This is a genomic window from Vibrio sp. VP6 (assembly GCF_028823755.1).
GTDB classification, from domain to species: domain Bacteria; phylum Pseudomonadota; class Gammaproteobacteria; order Enterobacterales; family Vibrionaceae; genus Vibrio; species Vibrio parahaemolyticus.
Map to the genome: position 1 here is coordinate 1 of NZ_JAPEID010000025.1, position 17872 is coordinate 17872.

Below are 17872 nucleotides of genomic sequence, written 5' to 3' on the forward strand. Positions count from 1 at the left end.
CCGTCCGCTCCGCCACTTATTTGAAAGCCCTGCTAGAAATAGCAGGGCTTTTGTCGTTTTAGGGGCTGTCATTTTCCCTTCCAAGAGAAGTCATACCAATCTGGAAAATTAACTGGTCAGGTCTATCCATCTTCTCGAGCATATTTTGGTGACTCTTTTGGAGCAATCCAAAAACCAATACTATGCATCGCAGACTTTGGAGATGATGTCGTCGTAATCAGTAAAATATTGATTGGCTAAATAGTGTTGCCTCAACCAACGCCATACTTGTTCGATAGAGTATAGCTCTAGAGAATAGGACGGAAGTTTGATGATACTGACATTCTTAAAGTCATTGGCTTTATCTTTTATGCATTGGCTCAATTGCTCTCTTTGCTCGGAAGTTAAGAATGGTGGTCTTCCTGATCTTGGCTTTTCTTGTCGTCCTTCCAGCCCTTCTTCAAGAAAGGTTTGAACCTACTTATTGACACTGGTTCGGCTTACCTTGAGAAACTTGGCGATTTGTGTACGTGAGTGTCCATCTTTGAAATGAGTAAGGGTCAGTGGCCTCATTTTCATCTGAATGGATTTTTGCTGACTTGCGAGTTTTTTAAAGTCGATATTATTGAGGCTGGCCATAGCGAATCAGTTCTGTTGTTGGACAGCCTCAATTGGATCATGTTTTTACTTAGATTGGTATTGCTTGTCTGTTGAGTGGTGCTCATTGGCGTGGGAGGAGAAAAGCCGAAAAAACGATAAGGGTCAAACTGTAGCGAGTGGGTTAAGAGAGAGGCTGGGTTTCTAGTTAATTTAATACGTGTTGATGGTTATGGATAAATGGCAGGCAATAAAAAAGCCGACAGTAAACTGTCGGCTTGATAATGTTGTTACTGGTTAGTCGTGCTGAACCAGCATCAGAGCTTTACGAGAGACTTCATGAGCTGCTTTGGTTAGATTTTGCTTCTCTAGTGTGTCTGCTAGGAAAGCATAGTCAGATACGTCTGAGCGAAGTTTTAGAGCTATTTCAAAGTGCTCCTGAGCTTGTTGCCATTTCTCTTGACGGAAGTAGAAGTGTGCTAGAGCGCTGTGTGCCGCTGCGTTGTCAGCTTCTTTCTTTACTACGCCTTCTAGGAAGACTACCACAGGATGGATATCTGGTAGATTTAAGTCTGGCAGTAGTTGGTAAAGTTCTGGTTCAGGCTGCTTTTTCAGTGCTTCTTTCAGTACGGTAAAGGCTTCGGTATCGGCTTTACGAGCGATAAGCTCACGTGCAAAACAAGCAATAAGATGCGTGTCTTGCTTCACTTTACGAGCCAGACTGTTCCAATGAGAAATTAGCCCTTCGCTACCTTGTTGTTGCGCGACTTCATGCAGTAAACCACATTGTGCTTTCTGAATCAGTTCTGCTTGCTCTTCTTCCGTTACTAGCTTTGCTTTCGCCAGTTGTGGCATTAGGTCAATCAATGGCTGCCACAATTTAAGCTGCATGTAAGTTGTTTTGAGTAAGTTCAAGACAATCGAGTTATTTGGGTATTGGCCTTTTAGCGATTGCAGGGTATCGAAAGCGGCTTCGAACTCATTATCACGAATAAATTGCTTGGCTCGAGTCAGTTCGACAGCGAGATGAGCATTCTCCTGTTGGCTAGCTAATGCAAGATAATGATCGCGTTTTGCTTTATCACCTTGACCTTGAGCAGCTTCAGAAGCAACGAGATAGCAAAGTAGTGGCATATCGTGGTGATTTGCCCAACGAGTGACTTTCTTTTCAGCACCTTTCCAATCACCTTCGAGGAGCTTGATAATGCCTTCATTGGTGTAGCGACGAGAACGACGCATTTTACGTACGCTGAAGTAGTTCCAAGTGCTTGAGCTTGCGTAAACCAACTTTTTAATCAGGTATTCAAGGAGGAAAAGACCAGCTAGCGTAGCGATAACGAAGATCACCAAAGTGGTCACGCTCATTTCGATGGTCTTGTTTGCTATTGAGATCAGTACATATCCTTGTTGACCAGAAAACTGAGTACCGACAAATAGACCTGCACCTAGAACGACAAATAGGAAAATAAGGCGAATCATTATTTATCCCCCGTACCTGTCATTGTTGTGACTTCACGACGTAGTCGCTCACGAATCACATCCGATAGCTGAGATTGGCTTTCCAGTTTTGCAGGGTACTCAACTTGAATATTTTGTTGGCTTAATTGGTTGAGTGCTTTGTTGAATTCTTTCACCGCGTTGTCGTCTTGATTGAAGAAAGCCATCGCCCACTTGTCAGCTGTCGTTAACGAAGTGGTGTAGATTTCGCCTTGCTCTTGGTAAACCGCTTTGATTGCTGTTTCCAGTTTGGCCTTGATGTTTTCTTTTAAATAGAAATGCTGCTCTGGAGACAATAATGGGATGACGTTGCCATCGCGAGTACGGAAAGTAATAAAGTTCTCAGAGAAGTCTTTCAGAGAGGTCATCAAATTATCTTGCCAGTTTGAAATGTCTTCTGATACTTCATGTTGAGCAACGACTTGGGCTTCCGGCAGTAGTGCATTTGCTAGAGGCAACTTATCTACTTGCTGCTGTAGAGCGGTTAAACGCAGAACAAGACCGTCACGGTCAATCAATGGGACAGTGCGCAGTTTGGTGATGTCGTTTGCCATCGCTTTACGCAGTTTAACTAAGCTTGGATCGTTTAGCGCGGCAATACGTTGGTCTGCGCTTTCCATTAGTTGAGTTGCGCTTTCTACGTCATGCTCTAAGAACAGTTTACGACCAGCCAACTTCACAAGGTAATCCGCTTCTGCCAATAGCCAGTCGTTTGGACGTCGGCCTTTCACATCAGCGACGGCGAGTTGTAAACTTTCAATGCTCTTTTGTTGTTGACCAAGCACCACTTCTGCTTTGTGCGTTACAGTGGTCGCTTTCTCGATGGTTTCTTCTTTAACTTGGTTTAGCTCTTGCTTCATCGAAGCTTGCGCTTTTTCTAGTTGGTTTTGTAGCTGAGCGATTTGGGTTTGGTAATCGGCTTGTTGTTCATGAAGTTTATAAGCGAGACCACCACCGAAGATGATTGAAAGAATGATCGCTACTGTGCCGAGTTTGACACCACGTTTGCCTTGCTTCTCTTCAAATTCAACCTTTGTTGGCTCCGCTGGTTTTGCTGGCTCAACCGGTTTAGAGGCTTCCTTTTTAGATTCAGCATCCTTTTTCGGTGCGTCTTTTTCAGCTAGCGGTGCCGATGAGGTTTCTTCGGAAAGGTTTTTATCGTTATTTTTTTGGTCGTTATTTTTACTTGTCATGCCTATATCCTGTGTAGCTAGGGCTGGAGAGCAGCCAGTAATTCTTGGTTGGATGCGCTTCCTGTGCACCTCACCCGAGTGAACCCCCTTTGAATTGCAATGTCAGCGATGCGCTGGCTGGGGATATACAACTCTTGTTGATTAAGCCAAGTCAATTGCTCTGACGTCAATTGGCTGCACAAATAATCCAGTTGTTCACCACTGGTGACGACGATCTGGTCAATTTGTAGGGTTTTCCATAGTGAGACACAGCTTACTGGATCGAATGGGATGAATTCTCTCTTGTAAGTCTCACTATAGTGAACTTTTGCTCCGCGTCTCACCAATGCATCTTTGATCAGCTCTCTTCCTCCGTTACCACGAAGGATAAGAACCGGCTGCTGCTCTACATTCTGTAACGCTGGAAGTCGCAATAAGTGTTCACTATCACTGACTTCGGGATAGTGTACTTTCTGTTGGGTGCATTTGCTTAAATAGTGTGCTGTTTTTTGACCAACGGCAAGGTATACCGCTTGTTTCGGCCATGATGCGCCATTGCTGGTTAGGATTTGCTGGGCGCATTGCACGGCGTGTCGGCTAACGGCGATTACTATTTGAGCTTGATGGAGATGAGTCGTGAGGTGCGTGTCCGTGAGATCGGCAACAATGTCGATCAGCGGATGGTGGTGTGCGGAAATGCCGTGCCTTTCGAGCAGAGAGCAAAGCGCGCTGCCTTGCTCTCCCGGCCGAGTGACCAACACTGCCATGATTAATCGTGGTCTGCGTACAGCTTGGTTAGAATGTCGCGGGCACCGTTATCAAGTAGCTCGTTAGCCAACCGGATACCGAGCGCTTCTCCATCTTTACGGTGACCACGCACTTCGCCACGCACAATTTCGCTGCCATCTGGTTCTCCGACGAGCGCGCGAAGCCAAACTTCATCACCTTCAAGTAGCGCGTAGCTACCGATTGGCACCTGACAGCCACCTTCAAGAGTTAGGTTCATGGCACGTTCGCACAACACGCGATCGGCGGTGTCTTTATGGTTGAGTGGCTCTAGAAGTTTGAGTAAGCGTTCGTCGTCTACGCGGCATTCAATACCGACTGCGCCTTGGCCAACCGCTGGCAGTGATTGTTCTGGTTCGATAAAGCTGCGAATTCGGTCTTCCAATTTCAAGCGCTTTAGACCTGCGGCTGCAAGAATGATAGCGTCGTACTCACCCGCATCCAGTTTGCCAAGTCGAGTCCCCACGTTGCCACGCAGTTCTTTGATAATGATGTCTGGGCGGTATTCTTTCAGTTGGCATTGGCGACGCAAACTGCAAGTACCGACGACCGCACCTTGAGGGAGTTCATCAATGCTGTTATAGGTATTAGAAACGAAGGCGTCGCGAGGGTCTTCGCGCTCGCAAATGGTCACGAGGCCAAGGCCTTCTGGGAAGTCGACAGGTACGTCTTTCATTGAGTGCACGGCTAGATCTGCACGGCCTTCAAGCATGGCAACTTCAAGTTCTTTAACGAACAAGCCTTTGCCACCAACTTTAGCCAGCGGTGTATCCAAAATCACGTCACCTTTGGTCACCATGGTTACCAACTCGACTTCCAAGCCAGGATGAGCGGCTTGAAGAGCGTCTTTAACAAAATGAGCTTGCCATAGTGCAAGTGGGCTTTTTCGAGTTGCAATGCGAATTGGTGTGGATTGGGTCATGATCTTCTCAATGCTGTTTGGATTTGGCTTTATCCTACCATTCTCATAAAGAAATGCTTACTGTTAGTTAGTTATCTCGTGGGGCTAAGGAAGGATTTACATAAGGTTGTGAAAATAGTGTGACTGGATTCTCAATTAGACTAAGGACTATTATTAGTTAGAGGCGATTACAAGCGACACTACCGCGTCTTCATTTTTGTGACTAAAGTATGGTTTTACGTCCGGTGCGAATTACGGGTGGAAAACTTTACCAACTCCAATGAAAGTGTTAAATTGATCACGTTTTTAGGCCATTTTGGTTTAAAACATCAGCAGATGTCCGTGATTGTTCAACCAAGGAATTACCCTTGCAGGCTTACACCTATACCATCATTCAGCGATTAGACAATTTGAACCAGCAGCGTATCGATCGCGCGCTGGCGCTTATGGATTCGCAAAGCCAGCAAGTTTTCCACTTGATTCCTGCCTTACTGAACTACAATCACCCTGTCATTCCGGGCTACTACGACGCTGACGTTCCGTACGGCGTACACGGGCTTGAACTCAATCCTATCCAACAGCAATTCATCGACGACATACAACTCGCCATTGGTCAGCCACTCAAGACGGCAGAAAAGCCAGCGATCTTGGGCTTATATACCATGGGTAGTACGTCATCGATTGGTCAAAGCACTTCCAGCGATTTAGACATTTGGGTATGTATTTCGCCAGAGATGGATTGTGACGAACGTGAACTGCTCACCAACAAATGTTTGCTGATCACCGATTGGGCGCAAAGCCAAGGGGTGGAAGCGAACTTCTTCTTGATGGATGAAGAGCGTTTTAGAAGTAACCATTCTGAAGAGATGACGGGTGACAACTGCGGTTCCTCACAGCATTTGCTTTTGCTTGATGAGTTCTATCGCAGTGCGGTGCGTATCGCTGGTCAGCGCTTGTTATGGCAAATTGTGCCACCAGAAATGGAAGAGTGTTACGACGAGTACGTTTCTCAATTGTGCAGCGATGGCTACATCGACTGTAGCGAGTGGATCGATTTTGGTAAGTTGAACCGCATTCCTGCCGAAGAATACTTTGGCTCGAACTTGTGGCAACTGTACAAAAGTATCGATTCGCCATACAAGTCGGTATTAAAAGCCATTCTGCTAGAAGCTTACTCGTGGGAATACCCGCACACACAACTGTTAAGTATTGACACCAAGCGTCGATTCTTTGCCCATGAGCCAGATCTCTATGGCATGGACGCATACTACTTAATGTTGGAAAAAGTTACGCGCTATTTAGAACGAATCCAAGACGATACACGTTTGGATTTGGTGCGTCGTTGTTTTTATCTCAAAACCCATGAAAAGCTGTCGCGTGAACCAGATGTCGGTTCAGTGGCCTGGCGTCGTGAAGCGCTGAGCGACATGATTGCGAAATGGAATTGGGATGACAGTGTGGTTGCCGAGCTCGATGACCGCCGCAACTGGAAAGTTGAACAGGTGAAAGTCGTACATCATGCGTTGCTTGATGCGTTGATGCAGAGCTACCGTAACTTGATTCAGTTTGCGCGTCGCAACGACATCACATCCGCGATCAGCCCGCAAGACATCAGCATTCTTGCGCGTAAGTTGTACGCTGCGTTTGAGGTGTTGCCGGGCAAAGTGACGTTGCTGAACCCACAAATTTCCCCTGATTTACATGAACCAGATTTGAGCTTCATCGAAGTTAAAGAAGGCGGGGTGAACAAGTCGGGTTGGTATCTCTACAAGCAACCATTGATCGCACATCGCATTCTTGGTCAGCCATGTCTTGAGCATCACGAGTACTTGAGCAAACTGGTCTCGTGGGCTTTCTTTAATGGCCTCATCACCGAATCCACGCGTTTGCATGCCGTGGTGCGTGAAGCACAGCTAGATATCGATAAGTTCTACCAAATGGTGAGTGACTTACGAAATACCTTTGCACTGCGTAAACGTCGTCCGACGATGCAAGCGTTAGCGAGCCCGTGTGAAATCAGCCAGTTGGCGATGTTCATCAACTTCGAAAATGACCCTACGTCGGAGCTGTCGGGGCGTTCACTGAAAGTGGATGTGAAAAATACCGATATCTTCAGTTTTGGTCCGGAACATAAAAACTTAGTCGGCAGTGTCGATTTGGTTTACCGCAACTCCTGGCATGAAGTGCGTACACTGCATTTCAAAGGCGAAACGGCGATGTTGGATGCGCTAAAAACCATTTTGGGCAAAATGCACCAAGATGCGTTGCCACCAGAATCGGTAGATGTGTTCTGCTACGCGAAAAACATGCGTGGAGTGATGCGTAATATGGTGTATCAGCTTCTTGCGGAATGCATCGACTTGCGTTTGAAGCCGGTGGAGCAAGAAAAACGCCGCCGCTTTAAAGCGATGCGTCTTGGTAACCAAACCTACGGATTGTTCTTTGAACGCCGTGGTGTGTCGGTGCAGAAGTTAGAAAACTCCATCGATTTCTACCGCAGCATTTCTACCAATAAGCTAAAAGGCTCGCCGCTGTTAATGCTCGACCGCGAGCAAGAATACCAATTACCAGAAGCGGTGGATGGTTTTGCCAGTGAAGGTTTGGTGCAGTTCTTCTTTGAAGATAACGAAGACGGTTTCAACATCTATGTATTGGATGAGTCGAACCAAGTGGAAGTGTATCACCAGTTCAGTGGCTCAAAAGATGAGATGATCGCTTCGGTCAACAGCTTCTACACTTCGGTTAAAGACGACAGCCGTGTGGCGTCTAAGTTTATTAACTTCAATTTACCGCAGTACTATCAGATCATTCACCCTGAAGAGGGTAACGCTTACATCATTCCTTATCGCAATGATGGGTGCTCACCGCATCGTCCTACTAAAGCGGTAAACGCGTAACGTAACCATATCCATAAACAAAAAGAGCACCTCGGTGCTCTTTTTGTTTTGGTGTTCATCGAGAGGATTTACGCCCAATCAATCTCTTCGCCAGCGTGTTTTTCACACTCTTGCTTCACCATTTCAAACAGCTCCATGCCCGTTTTTGAGCAGGTCCATTTGTCTTCTACTAACTTGAAGTGGAAACCACCCGATTTTGAGGCCAACCAAATCTCATGCATTGGCTCTTGGCGGTTGATGATGATCTGGCTGCGGTCTTCAAACTCTAATGTCATTACGTTGCCAGACACCTCGTAATCAATGTCTGCGCCTGAATCATCGATGGATTCTTCGATGATTTGCATCTGCGCATCCACCAGTTGATGAAATTCAGTATCGTTCATCCGTCTATCCTATTGCTTTTCCTGAGTGTGGTGCGATTATAGGGGGCATTGATTCAATAATCACGATATGCCAAATGAAAAAATTAGTAACAGTGTTGTTTGTGATGGCTGCCGCGATGCTGGCAGGGTGTGGCCAATCTGGCTCGCTGTACATCCCAGATGACGCACAACAAAACGAGCAATCACAATAAATAACCGCACCTTAGGGTGAAATTAGGGTTCAGCAGTCGAATTAAATAAGGGAAGCGAATTTTGGATTACTTCAACTATCAGGATGATGGCCAACTTTGGGCCGAAGACGTCCCACTTCAAGCTCTTGCCGAGCAATATGGCACTCCTCTTTACGTATATTCTCGAGCCACGCTAGAGCGCCACTGGAAGGCGTTTGATAGTGCTGTGGGTCAACATCCTCATCTTGTGTGCTACGCAGTAAAAGCCAACTCAAACTTGGGCGTACTGAACGCGCTGGCTCGTTTGGGTTCGGGTTTTGATATCGTATCTGGTGGTGAACTAGAGCGTGTGATTGCAGCGGGCGGTGATGCGAAGAAAGTCGTGTTTTCTGGTGTGGGTAAAACGCCAGCAGAAATGAAGCGCGCACTAGAGCTTGGCATCAAGTGCTTCAACGTTGAATCAGAGCCGGAACTCGAACGCTTGAATAAAGTTGCGGGTGAGCTTGGTGTGATTGCGCCTATTTCGCTACGTATTAACCCAGATGTTGACGCGAAAACTCACCCTTATATTTCGACCGGTCTTCGTGACAACAAATTTGGCATTGCGTTTGACCGCGCGCCAGAAGTGTATCAATTCGCCCAGAGCCTACCTAATCTGAATGTGCAAGGTATCGACTGCCATATTGGTTCTCAGTTAACGAGCATTGACCCATTTATTGATGCAACCGACCGTTTGCTGGCTTTGATTGATGACCTGAAAGCACAAGGCATCAACATTCGTCACCTCGACGTTGGTGGTGGTTTAGGCGTGGTATATCGTGATGAATTACCGCCTCAGCCTTCTGATTACGCGAAAGCGTTGTTGGGGCGTCTTGAAAATCATCAAGACCTAGAACTGATTTTTGAACCAGGCCGTGCGATTGCAGCAAACGCCGGTATTTTGCTCACCCGTGTGGAATTCCTAAAACACACCGAGCATAAAAACTTTGCCATCATTGATGCGGCGATGAATGACTTGATGCGTCCAGCACTGTACCAAGCTTGGCAAGATATTGTGCCTGTTTCCCCTCGTAATGGTGAGCCACAAACTTACGATTTGGTTGGCCCGATTTGTGAAACTGGTGACTTCTTGGGTAAAGATCGCGCGCTCGTTTTGCAAGAAGGTGATCTACTCGCGGTTCGTTCAGCAGGTGCCTATGGTTTTGTGATGTCTTCGAACTACAATACTCGTACCCGAGCGGCAGAAGTAATGGTGGATGGTAATCAAAGCCACCTTGTTCGCCAGCGTGAAGAGCTGACCAGTTTGTGGCAGCTGGAACAGATTCTACCGGAGTAACACACAACAAATGCATTTCCACTTTTCCAAAATGCACGGTTTGGGCAACGACTTCATGGTCGTCGACTGCATTACCCAGAACGTGTTTTTCTCGCAAGACTTGATCCGTCGTTTGGCGGATCGTCACACTGGCGTCGGTTTTGACCAATTGCTCGTGGTAGAAGCACCTTATGATCCTGAAACCGACTTCCACTATCGCATTTTTAATGCCGATGGCAGTGAAGTGGAGCAATGTGGCAACGGCGCGCGCTGTTTCGCGCGTTTTGTTCGTTTGAAAGGGTTGACCAATAAATACAGCATCAGCGTGAGCACCAAGAAAGGTAAGATGATTCTTGATGTGGAAGACGACGGTGAAGTGACGGTCAACATGGGTGTGCCAGAGTTTGAACCGAACAAAATTCCGTTCAAAGCGAAGCAGAAAGAAAAAACCTACATCATGCGCGCGGGTGACAAGACGCTGTTTTGTGGCGCTGTCAGCATGGGTAACCCGCATGTGGTGACAGTAGTGGATGACGTGGATACCGCAGATGTGGACACTCTAGGTCCGCTGCTTGAATCACACGAACGCTTCCCTGAACGTGTGAACGCTGGCTTTATGCAAGTGGTGAGTCGTGACCACATTCGTCTTCGAGTTTACGAGCGCGGCGCAGGTGAAACACAAGCTTGTGGTAGCGGCGCATGTGGCGCGGTGGCTGTGGGTATTTTGCAAGGGCTTTTGGATGAGAGTGTGAAAGTATCGCTACCTGGTGGTGAGCTGCATATTTCTTGGCAAGGCCCGGGCAAACCACTCTTTATGACAGGCCCTGCTACTCACGTATTTGATGGTCAACTGTCGTGCTAGTCAAAGAAAAAGGAAACGGTTTGTCTCAAGTTGAAGCTGACGCATTAACGGCAGAAGTGGTGGCTGAATACCTAAAAGATCACCCTGACTTTTTTGTTGAGCGCCCTGAGCTGGTGGATCGTCTGTCTTTTCCACATTCGGATTTAGGTACGGTTTCGTTGGTGCATATTCAAATGAATCGCCAGCGTCAGCGTATTGAAGAGCTTGAAGAAGAGATCACCACGTTAATGTCGCTTGCGGCAAACAACGATCGTACCTTCTACGAGTTCATGGATTTGCAGGGCTCGATTCTAAAGTGCGGTGACTTCAAGCAAGTTATTAGCGCGATAGAGCTAAAAGCCAAAGATCTCGGACTGCGTGCGTATGTTCGCTTGTTTAGCCAATGTGATGCATCGACGCAACTTAGCAAAGAACATTACCAGCGTTTTGCGACCAACCACCTAAATGGCAAAGAGGCTTATTTGGGCCGCTTGCGTAAAGTGGATCGTGAAGCGTTGTTTGGCAATATGGATGTGCCAGAAATGGGTTCCTATGTGGTACTGCCGCTGGTGAAGAAGCAGACGCTTGGCGTGCTTGCGTTTTCTAGCGAAGATGGCGGTCATTTCCAACCAGATATGGATACCTTGTTTTTGCGTCACCTATCCTTAGTAGTGGCACATCTTGCTCAAACATTGGTATGGCAAAGTTACGATGACGACAACTCCCAACACTCCTCTGCCAAATAGTCTTCAAAAGCCTCTTGAACGCTTCTACGAATTCTTGCGAAGCGAAAAGGGGCTCAGCTTGCACACTCAACGCAATTACAAGCAACAGTTGGAAACCATGGCGCAGCATCTTGCCGAAATGGGACTGAAAGATTGGTCTCAAGTTGATGCTGGCTGGGTTCGACAACTTGCGGGTAAAGGCATGCGAGAAGGCATGAAGGCCAGCAGCTTAGCTACGCGCTTGTCTTCGCTGCGTAGCTTTTTCGATTTCTTGATTTTGCGTGGTGAGATGTCAGCCAACCCTGCCAAAGGGGTGTCTGCACCTCGTAAAAAGCGCCCGCTGCCAAAAAACCTCGATGTGGATGAAGTGAATCAACTGCTCGAAGTGAATGAAGATGACCCATTGGCGATCCGCGATCGCGCAATGATGGAGCTGATGTACGGTGCCGGCCTGCGTTTAGCCGAGTTGGTCAGTGTGGATGTGCGAGATGTGCAGCTGCGCAGTGGCGAGCTTCGTGTTATCGGTAAAGGTGACAAAGAACGTAAAGTGCCTTTTTCGGGGATGGCAACGGAATGGGTAGGTAAGTGGCTGCGCGTTCGTGGTGACTTAGCAGCGCCAGGTGAACCTGCATTATTTGTGTCTAAACTCGGAACCCGTATTTCGCACCGCAGCGTGCAAAAACGCATGGCCGAGTGGGGACAAAAACAGTCTGTAGCTAGTCACATTAGCCCACATAAGTTGCGCCACTCATTTGCTACGCACATGCTGGAGTCGAGCAACAACTTACGTGCGGTGCAAGAGCTTTTAGGTCACGAGAACATATCGACGACCCAAATCTACACACACTTGGATTTCCAGCATCTAGCGCAAGCGTATGACCAAGCCCACCCACGAGCCCGCAAAAAGAACGGGGAGTGAGCCAAAGCATGAAATTTTACCGCCGTATCGAGCCGATTAAGGCCATGACATTCGATCTAGATGACACGCTGTATGACAACCATCCAGTGATTGTCCGTATGGAGCGCGAGTTACTGACTTGGTTGCAACAAACGCATCCTGCAGTGGCGCACATGGAAAAGGCCGATTGGTTGCAGGTAAAAAAACATGTGCTCCAGCAATGTCCTGCTCTCAAAAGCGATGTGACGCTTTGGCGCCTAGTGCAGTTAAAGCATGCTTTTCTATCCGTTGGCTACGATGAAGCGCAAGCTCAAGTTGCAGCGGAAGAGGGCGTGCAACTGGCGTTGGAATGGCGCAGTCAGTTTGACGTGCCGCAGCAAAGTCTCGATGTATTGGCGGAGTTGGGAGAACACATTCCTCTGGTGGCGATCACCAATGGTAATGTCGACTTAGATAAAATCGGTTTGACGCCATACTTCCAATGCGTATTAAAAGCGGGCCCTGACGGTCTCGCCAAGCCTGCTGCCGATTTGTTTGTCAAAGCGCAGCAGTTTCTCGATTTACCTGCCGAAAACATTCTGCATGTTGGTGACCACCTCACGACGGATGTACATGGTGCAAAGTTAGCGGGTTTTGCCGCATGTTGGTTTAATGATATGAATAAAAATGTCATTAATCATTCAAGAATACGTACGTTACCTGACATTGAAATCAATAGTTTGCAGCCGTTACTCACACTTTTTTAATTGCTTTCGCATTAATCCATTCTAAAGTCATTTTGTGCCTAGAAAAGCATCAAAAAGAAACGTAAATTACTAAGCCTAAAGTAAAAATAACGACGCCACTCATCGTGGTGAAAATAGTGTTACGGCAGTAGTAGGGTACATGCGAGCTTTTTCCAAACGGGTCCACGATGTAAGTCAGCTTAATGACTTTTTAGTCACTTCTCAGTTGCACCCAGATAAACAGTATTTGGTGCAAATTTTGTCTACGCAATCGCGAGAATGTGCGGCTGCACTCGCCAAAGCGGTTTTGTCGATGTTGCCCAATGCTCATGTCATCGGCCACAGCACTCGCAATGTAATTTTGGATGGCGACATTTTTACCTCTGGCTGCCTCATCAACCTGATTGAATTTGGCCAAACCACGCTAACGTCTGCCGTCCAAGCGTATTCTTTCTCTCCCGATATAGACGGTGGCGAGCTCAAACGTTCGCTGCAGTTACAAAGCAACTCTCAAGTCATCATCAGTTTTGCCGTGCAAATCGAACGTCGTGATTATCCTTTGTATCAAACTTTTGCGACCGAAAACGTGCGAGTGTCTGGTGGATTAGCGCAGACCATAGAAGACGGCTGTTGGGTGCTCTATCAAAACCAGACATACGACAACGCCGTAGTGGCAGTGGCTTTGCACAGTGATACTTTGAAAACTTGGACAGACGCGTATTCCGAGTGGAACCCAATCGGCATGCCGCACAAAGTGACGCATGCGAAAGGCACGCGCTTGTATTGCTTAGGAGAGCGTAAAGCCCTCGATGTTTACAAGCATTATCTTGCCGACGGGCACGACGTGACGATTAACCAATTACTCAGTTTCCCGTTGTATCGAGAAACGTTGGGGCGCAAGGAAGTTTGTACCGTCACAGAACTTCACGCCGATGGAAGCATGAGTTTCGATAGGCCGTGGTGCCTCGGTGATGAGGTTCAGTTTTGCTATAACCATCCTTCTCTGACGTTAGAACAAGTGCGTCATGGGGTGGTGGAACTTGCTATGCATCAGCCAGAAGTAGTGATGATTTACAACTGTGCCTCACGGCTGGATTTTATTGATAGCAGCGATGAAGTGCAGGCGTTTATGGATATTGCCGCGACCTTTGGCAGCTACTGCATGGGTGAGATACATGGTGACATTGGCCAGCCAGAAATTCTTCACCACAGTTTGACTTACCTTGCGATGCGCGAAGGCGATGAGGTGCAATCGCTGAATTTGCCTAAACCGCAAGTGAGCGCTTCGATTTCACCGCTGTTTAGTTTAATACGCAATGCGATTGGCGATTTGAATCATATGAACGCTCACATGGGTTATCAACTTGATCGTCAAACTCGCAAGTTACAAGAAAGCTACCGTCGTGACAGTCGCACGGGGCTGCAAAATCGCGTGGCACTGCAAGAGCGCTTAAGTCACATCGATTGTGACGAGCATTTGTTAACGCTTAAGCTACTCAATTTCAGCCACATCAACGAAAAGTACGGGTATCGAGTCGGAGACCAGCTGCTCAAAGATCTGTCGATGCATTTTACCAATCGATTGAGAAAGCGCTTAGGCATGCCAGCGGCGCTGCAACTGTACAGCATTGGTGTAGGTGAGTGGGCTTTTGTGTTTAAGGCTGAACAAAGTAGCGAGACGATAAAACAGCACTTTACTCGTTTTGCTGATGCGGTTGAGCAAACTAACTTTGAGCCGCTCGGCCTGCGCGAAATTGATTACCTGTCTATTTCCTTGTGTGGTGGCTTGGTTAGCCGTCGTGATTTTCCTTCGGCTTCTCCTGATGAGCTCTTATTAAAAGGCATAGAAGCGCGTCGTTCTGGCGTTCGCAGCAACACGCATATTTGCAACGCTAAAGACATCGAAGTCAGTGAAGATGTACGTAAAGAGCAACTAGGGTGGTTGAGTTGCGTCAGCCGAGCGATTCTCAAGCAGAACATTATTACGTATAGCCAACCGATTGTGCACGCTTACAGTCATCTTCCTGCCAGCCAAGAATGTCTGGTGCGGATTTTAGAAGAAGACGGAACAGTGATTGCTCCAGGGCGATTTTTACCGATCATCTCAGACACGCATTTGTACACCAGATTGAGTCGTCACATGATCCGCTCGACGCTGCATTACATGCGAGATAAGAAAGGGGATTTCTCGATTAATCTGTCTCCGCAAGATTTGTTGAGCGACAAAACGTTGATGTTGCTGGAGCATGAAATCAGCCAGTTGAATGACCCGACGCGGATAGGGCTGGAAGTGCTAGAGTCTGAACAGATTAAAGATTACGGTCGTATGATAGAAGTGTGCAGCCATTTCAGAAAACTGGGTGCGCGCATTATCGTGGACGATTTTGGTTCTGGATACTCCAATATTGATGAGATCTTAAAGCTAGAGCCGGAAGTGATAAAGCTGGATGGCAGCTTGATTCGAGACATCGATAAGGATTTAAAGCAGCGAAAAATAGCTTCTCAGTTGGTGCGTTTGTGCCAGGTGTTTAATGCAGAAACGGTCGCAGAGTTTGTGCACAATCGAGAGGTGTGCAAAATCGCGCAGGATATGGGCGTCGATTATCTGCAAGGCTACTACTTGGGTGAACCTAAGCGTCTGTTTTAGTCGTGTTTCACGTGAAACAATGCCAATAAAAAAACGCAGCCTTGGCTGCGTTTTTTGTTTCGTCGATTGGGTTTATTCGAGAGAGCGTGGTGACGGTTTGAGAGCATGGCCACTTTTCTCGGCTTGGAACAGTACAAGGTAGTGAGCAAAAAACGTATGCATTTGCTGTTGGTTATCCTGCTCACCAAGTTGACCTAATAAGTGGGCAGCAACCTCAAAGGTGCACAAATTGCCTTGTTGCTGATTACGTCGCAGTTGATATTGAGAATCGGCGAGTACGGAAAGTCCCATGGTAGGGATACCTTCTAACCAGCGACTCTTATTGATCATCTTGCGCGCTTCTTGCCAGGTGGCATCCAAAATAATGTACAGCGGCATTTTGGCTTGTTGCTGGCTTTGCATTTCCACATGTTCGAGTGTGATACTTTCTTCACTTGGGAATAAAATCACCGGGTACAGCGATGGATCAGCCAAGCGAGTGAGCAACTCTGCTGGTGGTTGTTTGCGATCCCAGATTGCTTGCTCGACGTTGAGTTGGCAATGCTGTAATAGCTGGCCCGTATTGGTGTCACGAGTTAGCTCATTTGGGTGCATCAATAGCAGTATTTCGAGCTTGCTGGTGAGTTTAGGCACCAGCGAGCAAATACAGTTGAACTGAAAACCGCAATGGGGACACGGTTGTGACATTACAGTCGAACCCCTTCACGCACAGGGCTAATACCATCCGAGAACAGACGAACACCACTGATTTGTTCTGGTGTGGCTGTTGGTGCCATGCTCGGGTTCAGAGGGTAGCTTACGCCAGTGTACTGCATGACATGTTTTGCTGGTGTTGCACCGCCGCCACTAACATCGAAAATCAGGTCGCGCCAACCGTGCGACGTTTGTTGGCCGAGCGCCGCCACTAACATCGAAAATCAGGTCGCGCCAACCGTGCGACGTTTGTTGGCCGAGCATCATTGGGCTTCTTACCAGTGTAATTCGACTGTTGAAGCGCCATTCTTTTTCATGGTTTTCGAACACCAAGAGCGTACAACCGCCTGAGCCGCACCAATCCAATTGAACCAGCAGTTCTTCATTACCATCACCATTGAGATCGTACGTTAACCAGCGGTATTGGTTATTGCTTGGGTCGGTTTGGTGAATGAAGAAGTAGTTACGTACCGCAGCATCGACTTTGGAATCGAAATCGGCACTGGATGGGACGTCAGCACTGCCGATAGGTTGGTCTGCGCGCTTCGCCGCCGGTTGTTGAACGCCTGCATCACGAACGGTTGCTGGGTAAAGCACTAAGCCACCATCGGCGATCGGGTACACCATGCTGCCCACTTTTTCCTTGATGGCTTTGAGTTGGTTGCCTTCGCGCGTAAAGAGTCGCTCAGACATCAAACGTTGTTGCTGGTGGTGGGTCATCACAACTTGAACTTGCGACGGGCTCAACTGTTGCCAGAAGCCGCGTTCCACTAATGGGTCTTGACCGTTTGAGTAGCTGTATTTCGTCGTGGCGCTGTGGTCAGGGTTTAAGGTCATTTGCACCTCAAAACCTTGTGATTGCGTTGAGGTGGCTACATAGGTATTTGCCCAGCCAAGTGTTGCATCAACGTTCGCGGCCATGCCACACCCTTGGTAAGTGTTTCCATCGTGTTTGAGTGTTGCTTTCCAGCCATACAAAGAGTCGCTCATGGTGTCTGAACAGAGGTTTTCCGTCATGCGTAGTTCACCATCATCAAGCCTATAAGTGCGTTGGCGTGGCTGCAGTTGACTGCTTTGAATAGACAGCATTTCGGTGGTTTTACCCATCTGTTGGAACTTAAGCGCATTGGCTTCAAAACTGGCTGCCCAAGACGGCTCGTTGCCAAATACACGCGTCGGTTTTTGCGGTTGGCTGCAACGATTTGGGTTTTCGGTAGTGAGGAAGTTCACTTGCTCAACCACAAAGTTGGCGTCGAAATCCGCAGAGAAACCATCAATGCCCGGAGGATTAAGATGACCGATGACTTCGCCATACATGGTTTGGTACGGTTCATTGCCGAGCTTAATGGCGCGTTGAATTTGTTGTGGTGACAGTTGCAACCAATATTGTTTGTCGCTGCCGCAAGGCATGATGTATTGGCTTTCATGGCCGATGATTACTTTGCCGCGCAACATAAAAGTTTGAGGTTGAATAGTTTCAGGCTTATCTAATGATGCTGGTGGAGAGGTTGGTGTTTCCGCGCCAGATTGTGGCGGTTGCGAACTACATGCTTGCAGAACCAGCAGAGTGGCGAGTGCCACTGGGTTTTTCAAAGCCTTCATGTTATATCTTCCTCATTATTGTTACTCAATCGGCATCGGATGGC

General features: G+C 47.6%; 13 protein-coding genes and 3 pseudogenes. 8 read left to right on the forward strand and 8 right to left on the reverse strand.

Translation table 11 applies throughout. From position 1 onward, the window contains the following. Positions 1-108: 108 nt before the first annotated feature. From OU793_RS15735 to hemC, 5 genes and pseudogenes are all read right to left on the reverse strand, one after another. Positions 109-618: pseudogene (locus OU793_RS15735) on the reverse strand (transposase). 255 nt (positions 619-873) lie between these two features. Next, positions 874-2055, reverse strand: a complete 1182-nt coding sequence (locus OU793_RS15740) for a heme biosynthesis protein HemY (protein WP_021453686.1) — start codon at positions 2053-2055, stop codon at positions 874-876. Further along, positions 2055-3266, reverse strand: coding sequence for a uroporphyrinogen-III C-methyltransferase (locus OU793_RS15745; protein ID WP_005496369.1), 1212 nt, complete (start codon positions 3264-3266; stop codon positions 2055-2057). Before OU793_RS15745 ends, OU793_RS15740 begins: the two co-directional genes overlap by 1 nt. Positions 3267-3283: 17 nt before the next feature. After that, positions 3284-4012 carry a uroporphyrinogen-III synthase gene (locus tag OU793_RS15750; protein WP_140103732.1) on the reverse strand — a complete coding sequence of 243 codons (729 nt, stop codon included), beginning with the start codon at positions 4010-4012 and terminating at the stop codon, positions 3284-3286. Between the two features lie 2 nt (positions 4013-4014). After that, a complete protein-coding gene (gene hemC / locus OU793_RS15755; RefSeq protein ID WP_025622947.1) occupies positions 4015-4953 on the reverse strand; it encodes a hydroxymethylbilane synthase in 939 nt (312 codons plus the stop codon). Positions 4954-5300: 347 nt separating this feature from the next. Between hemC and OU793_RS15760 the strand changes: the two genes are divergently transcribed. Further along, entirely contained in the window at positions 5301-7829 is a 2529-nt protein-coding gene (locus tag OU793_RS15760) for a class I adenylate cyclase (protein ID WP_005496375.1), read from the forward strand. A gap of 68 nt (positions 7830-7897) precedes the next feature. Here the strand turns inward: OU793_RS15760 and cyaY are convergent, their stop codons facing one another. Next, positions 7898-8212, reverse strand: a complete 315-nt coding sequence (gene cyaY / locus OU793_RS15765; RefSeq protein ID WP_005459084.1) for an iron donor protein CyaY — start codon at positions 8210-8212, stop codon at positions 7898-7900. On the opposite strand from cyaY, the pseudogene OU793_RS15770 reads away from it, so the two are divergent. The 7 genes and pseudogenes from OU793_RS15770 to OU793_RS15800 all read left to right on the forward strand — a co-directional run bounded on the left by OU793_RS15770 (position 8192) and on the right by OU793_RS15800 (position 15533). Further along, positions 8192-8403 (forward strand): annotated as a pseudogene (locus OU793_RS15770) (lipoprotein). The gene cyaY and the pseudogene OU793_RS15770 sit on opposite strands and share 21 nt — an antisense overlap. A 61-nt stretch (positions 8404-8464) precedes the next feature. Then, positions 8465-9718, forward strand: a complete 1254-nt coding sequence (gene lysA / locus OU793_RS15775; protein ID WP_005459130.1) for a diaminopimelate decarboxylase — start codon at positions 8465-8467, stop codon at positions 9716-9718. 10 nt (positions 9719-9728) lie between these two features. Then, a complete protein-coding gene (gene dapF / locus OU793_RS15780; RefSeq protein ID WP_005459097.1) occupies positions 9729-10559 on the forward strand; it encodes a diaminopimelate epimerase in 831 nt (276 codons plus the stop codon). Further along, entirely contained in the window at positions 10553-11284 is a 732-nt protein-coding gene (locus OU793_RS15785; RefSeq protein ID WP_020839837.1) for a DUF484 family protein, read from the forward strand. The genes dapF and OU793_RS15785 overlap by 7 nt, the downstream gene beginning before the upstream one ends. After that, positions 11250-12182, forward strand: coding sequence for a tyrosine recombinase XerC (gene xerC, locus OU793_RS15790; protein WP_005459099.1), 933 nt, complete (start codon positions 11250-11252; stop codon positions 12180-12182). Before OU793_RS15785 ends, xerC begins: the two co-directional genes overlap by 35 nt. 8 nt (positions 12183-12190) lie before the next feature. Next, entirely contained in the window at positions 12191-12907 is a 717-nt protein-coding gene (gene yigB / locus OU793_RS15795; protein ID WP_140103731.1) for a 5-amino-6-(5-phospho-D-ribitylamino)uracil phosphatase YigB, read from the forward strand. Positions 12908-13046: 139 nt separating this feature from the next. Continuing rightward, positions 13047-15533 carry an EAL domain-containing protein gene (locus OU793_RS15800; RefSeq protein WP_140103730.1) on the forward strand — a complete coding sequence of 829 codons (2487 nt, stop codon included), beginning with the start codon at positions 13047-13049 and terminating at the stop codon, positions 15531-15533. 72 nt (positions 15534-15605) lie between these two features. Here the strand turns inward: OU793_RS15800 and OU793_RS15805 are convergent, their stop codons facing one another. After that, on the reverse strand, positions 15606-16220 hold the full coding sequence (locus OU793_RS15805) for a tRNA-uridine aminocarboxypropyltransferase (RefSeq protein ID WP_140103729.1): 615 nt from the start codon (positions 16218-16220) through the stop codon (positions 15606-15608). After that, positions 16220-17828 (reverse strand): annotated as a pseudogene (locus tag OU793_RS15810) (COG3650 family protein). Before OU793_RS15810 ends, OU793_RS15805 begins: the two are co-directional and overlap by 1 nt. Positions 17829-17872: the final 44 nt, after the last annotated feature.

Coding starts and splice junctions, on each gene's coding strand:
- OU793_RS15740 (WP_021453686.1), bottom strand. CDS start 2,055: ATGATTCGCCTTATTTTCCTATTTGTCGTTCTAGGTGCAGGTCTATTT.
- OU793_RS15745 (WP_005496369.1), bottom strand. CDS start 3,266: ATGACAAGTAAAAATAACGACCAAAAAAATAACGATAAAAACCTTTCC.
- OU793_RS15750 (WP_140103732.1), bottom strand. CDS start 4,012: ATGGCAGTGTTGGTCACTCGGCCGGGAGAGCAAGGCAGCGCGCTTTGC.
- hemC (WP_025622947.1), bottom strand. CDS start 4,953: ATGACCCAATCCACACCAATTCGCATTGCAACTCGAAAAAGCCCACTT.
- cyaY (WP_005459084.1), bottom strand. CDS start 8,212: ATGAACGATACTGAATTTCATCAACTGGTGGATGCGCAGATGCAAATC.
- dapF (WP_005459097.1), top strand. CDS start 9,729: ATGCATTTCCACTTTTCCAAAATGCACGGTTTGGGCAACGACTTCATG.
- xerC (WP_005459099.1), top strand. CDS start 11,250: ATGACGACAACTCCCAACACTCCTCTGCCAAATAGTCTTCAAAAGCCT.
- yigB (WP_140103731.1), top strand. CDS start 12,191: ATGAAATTTTACCGCCGTATCGAGCCGATTAAGGCCATGACATTCGAT.
- OU793_RS15800 (WP_140103730.1), top strand. CDS start 13,047: ATGCGAGCTTTTTCCAAACGGGTCCACGATGTAAGTCAGCTTAATGAC.
- OU793_RS15805 (WP_140103729.1), bottom strand. CDS start 16,220: ATGTCACAACCGTGTCCCCATTGCGGTTTTCAGTTCAACTGTATTTGC.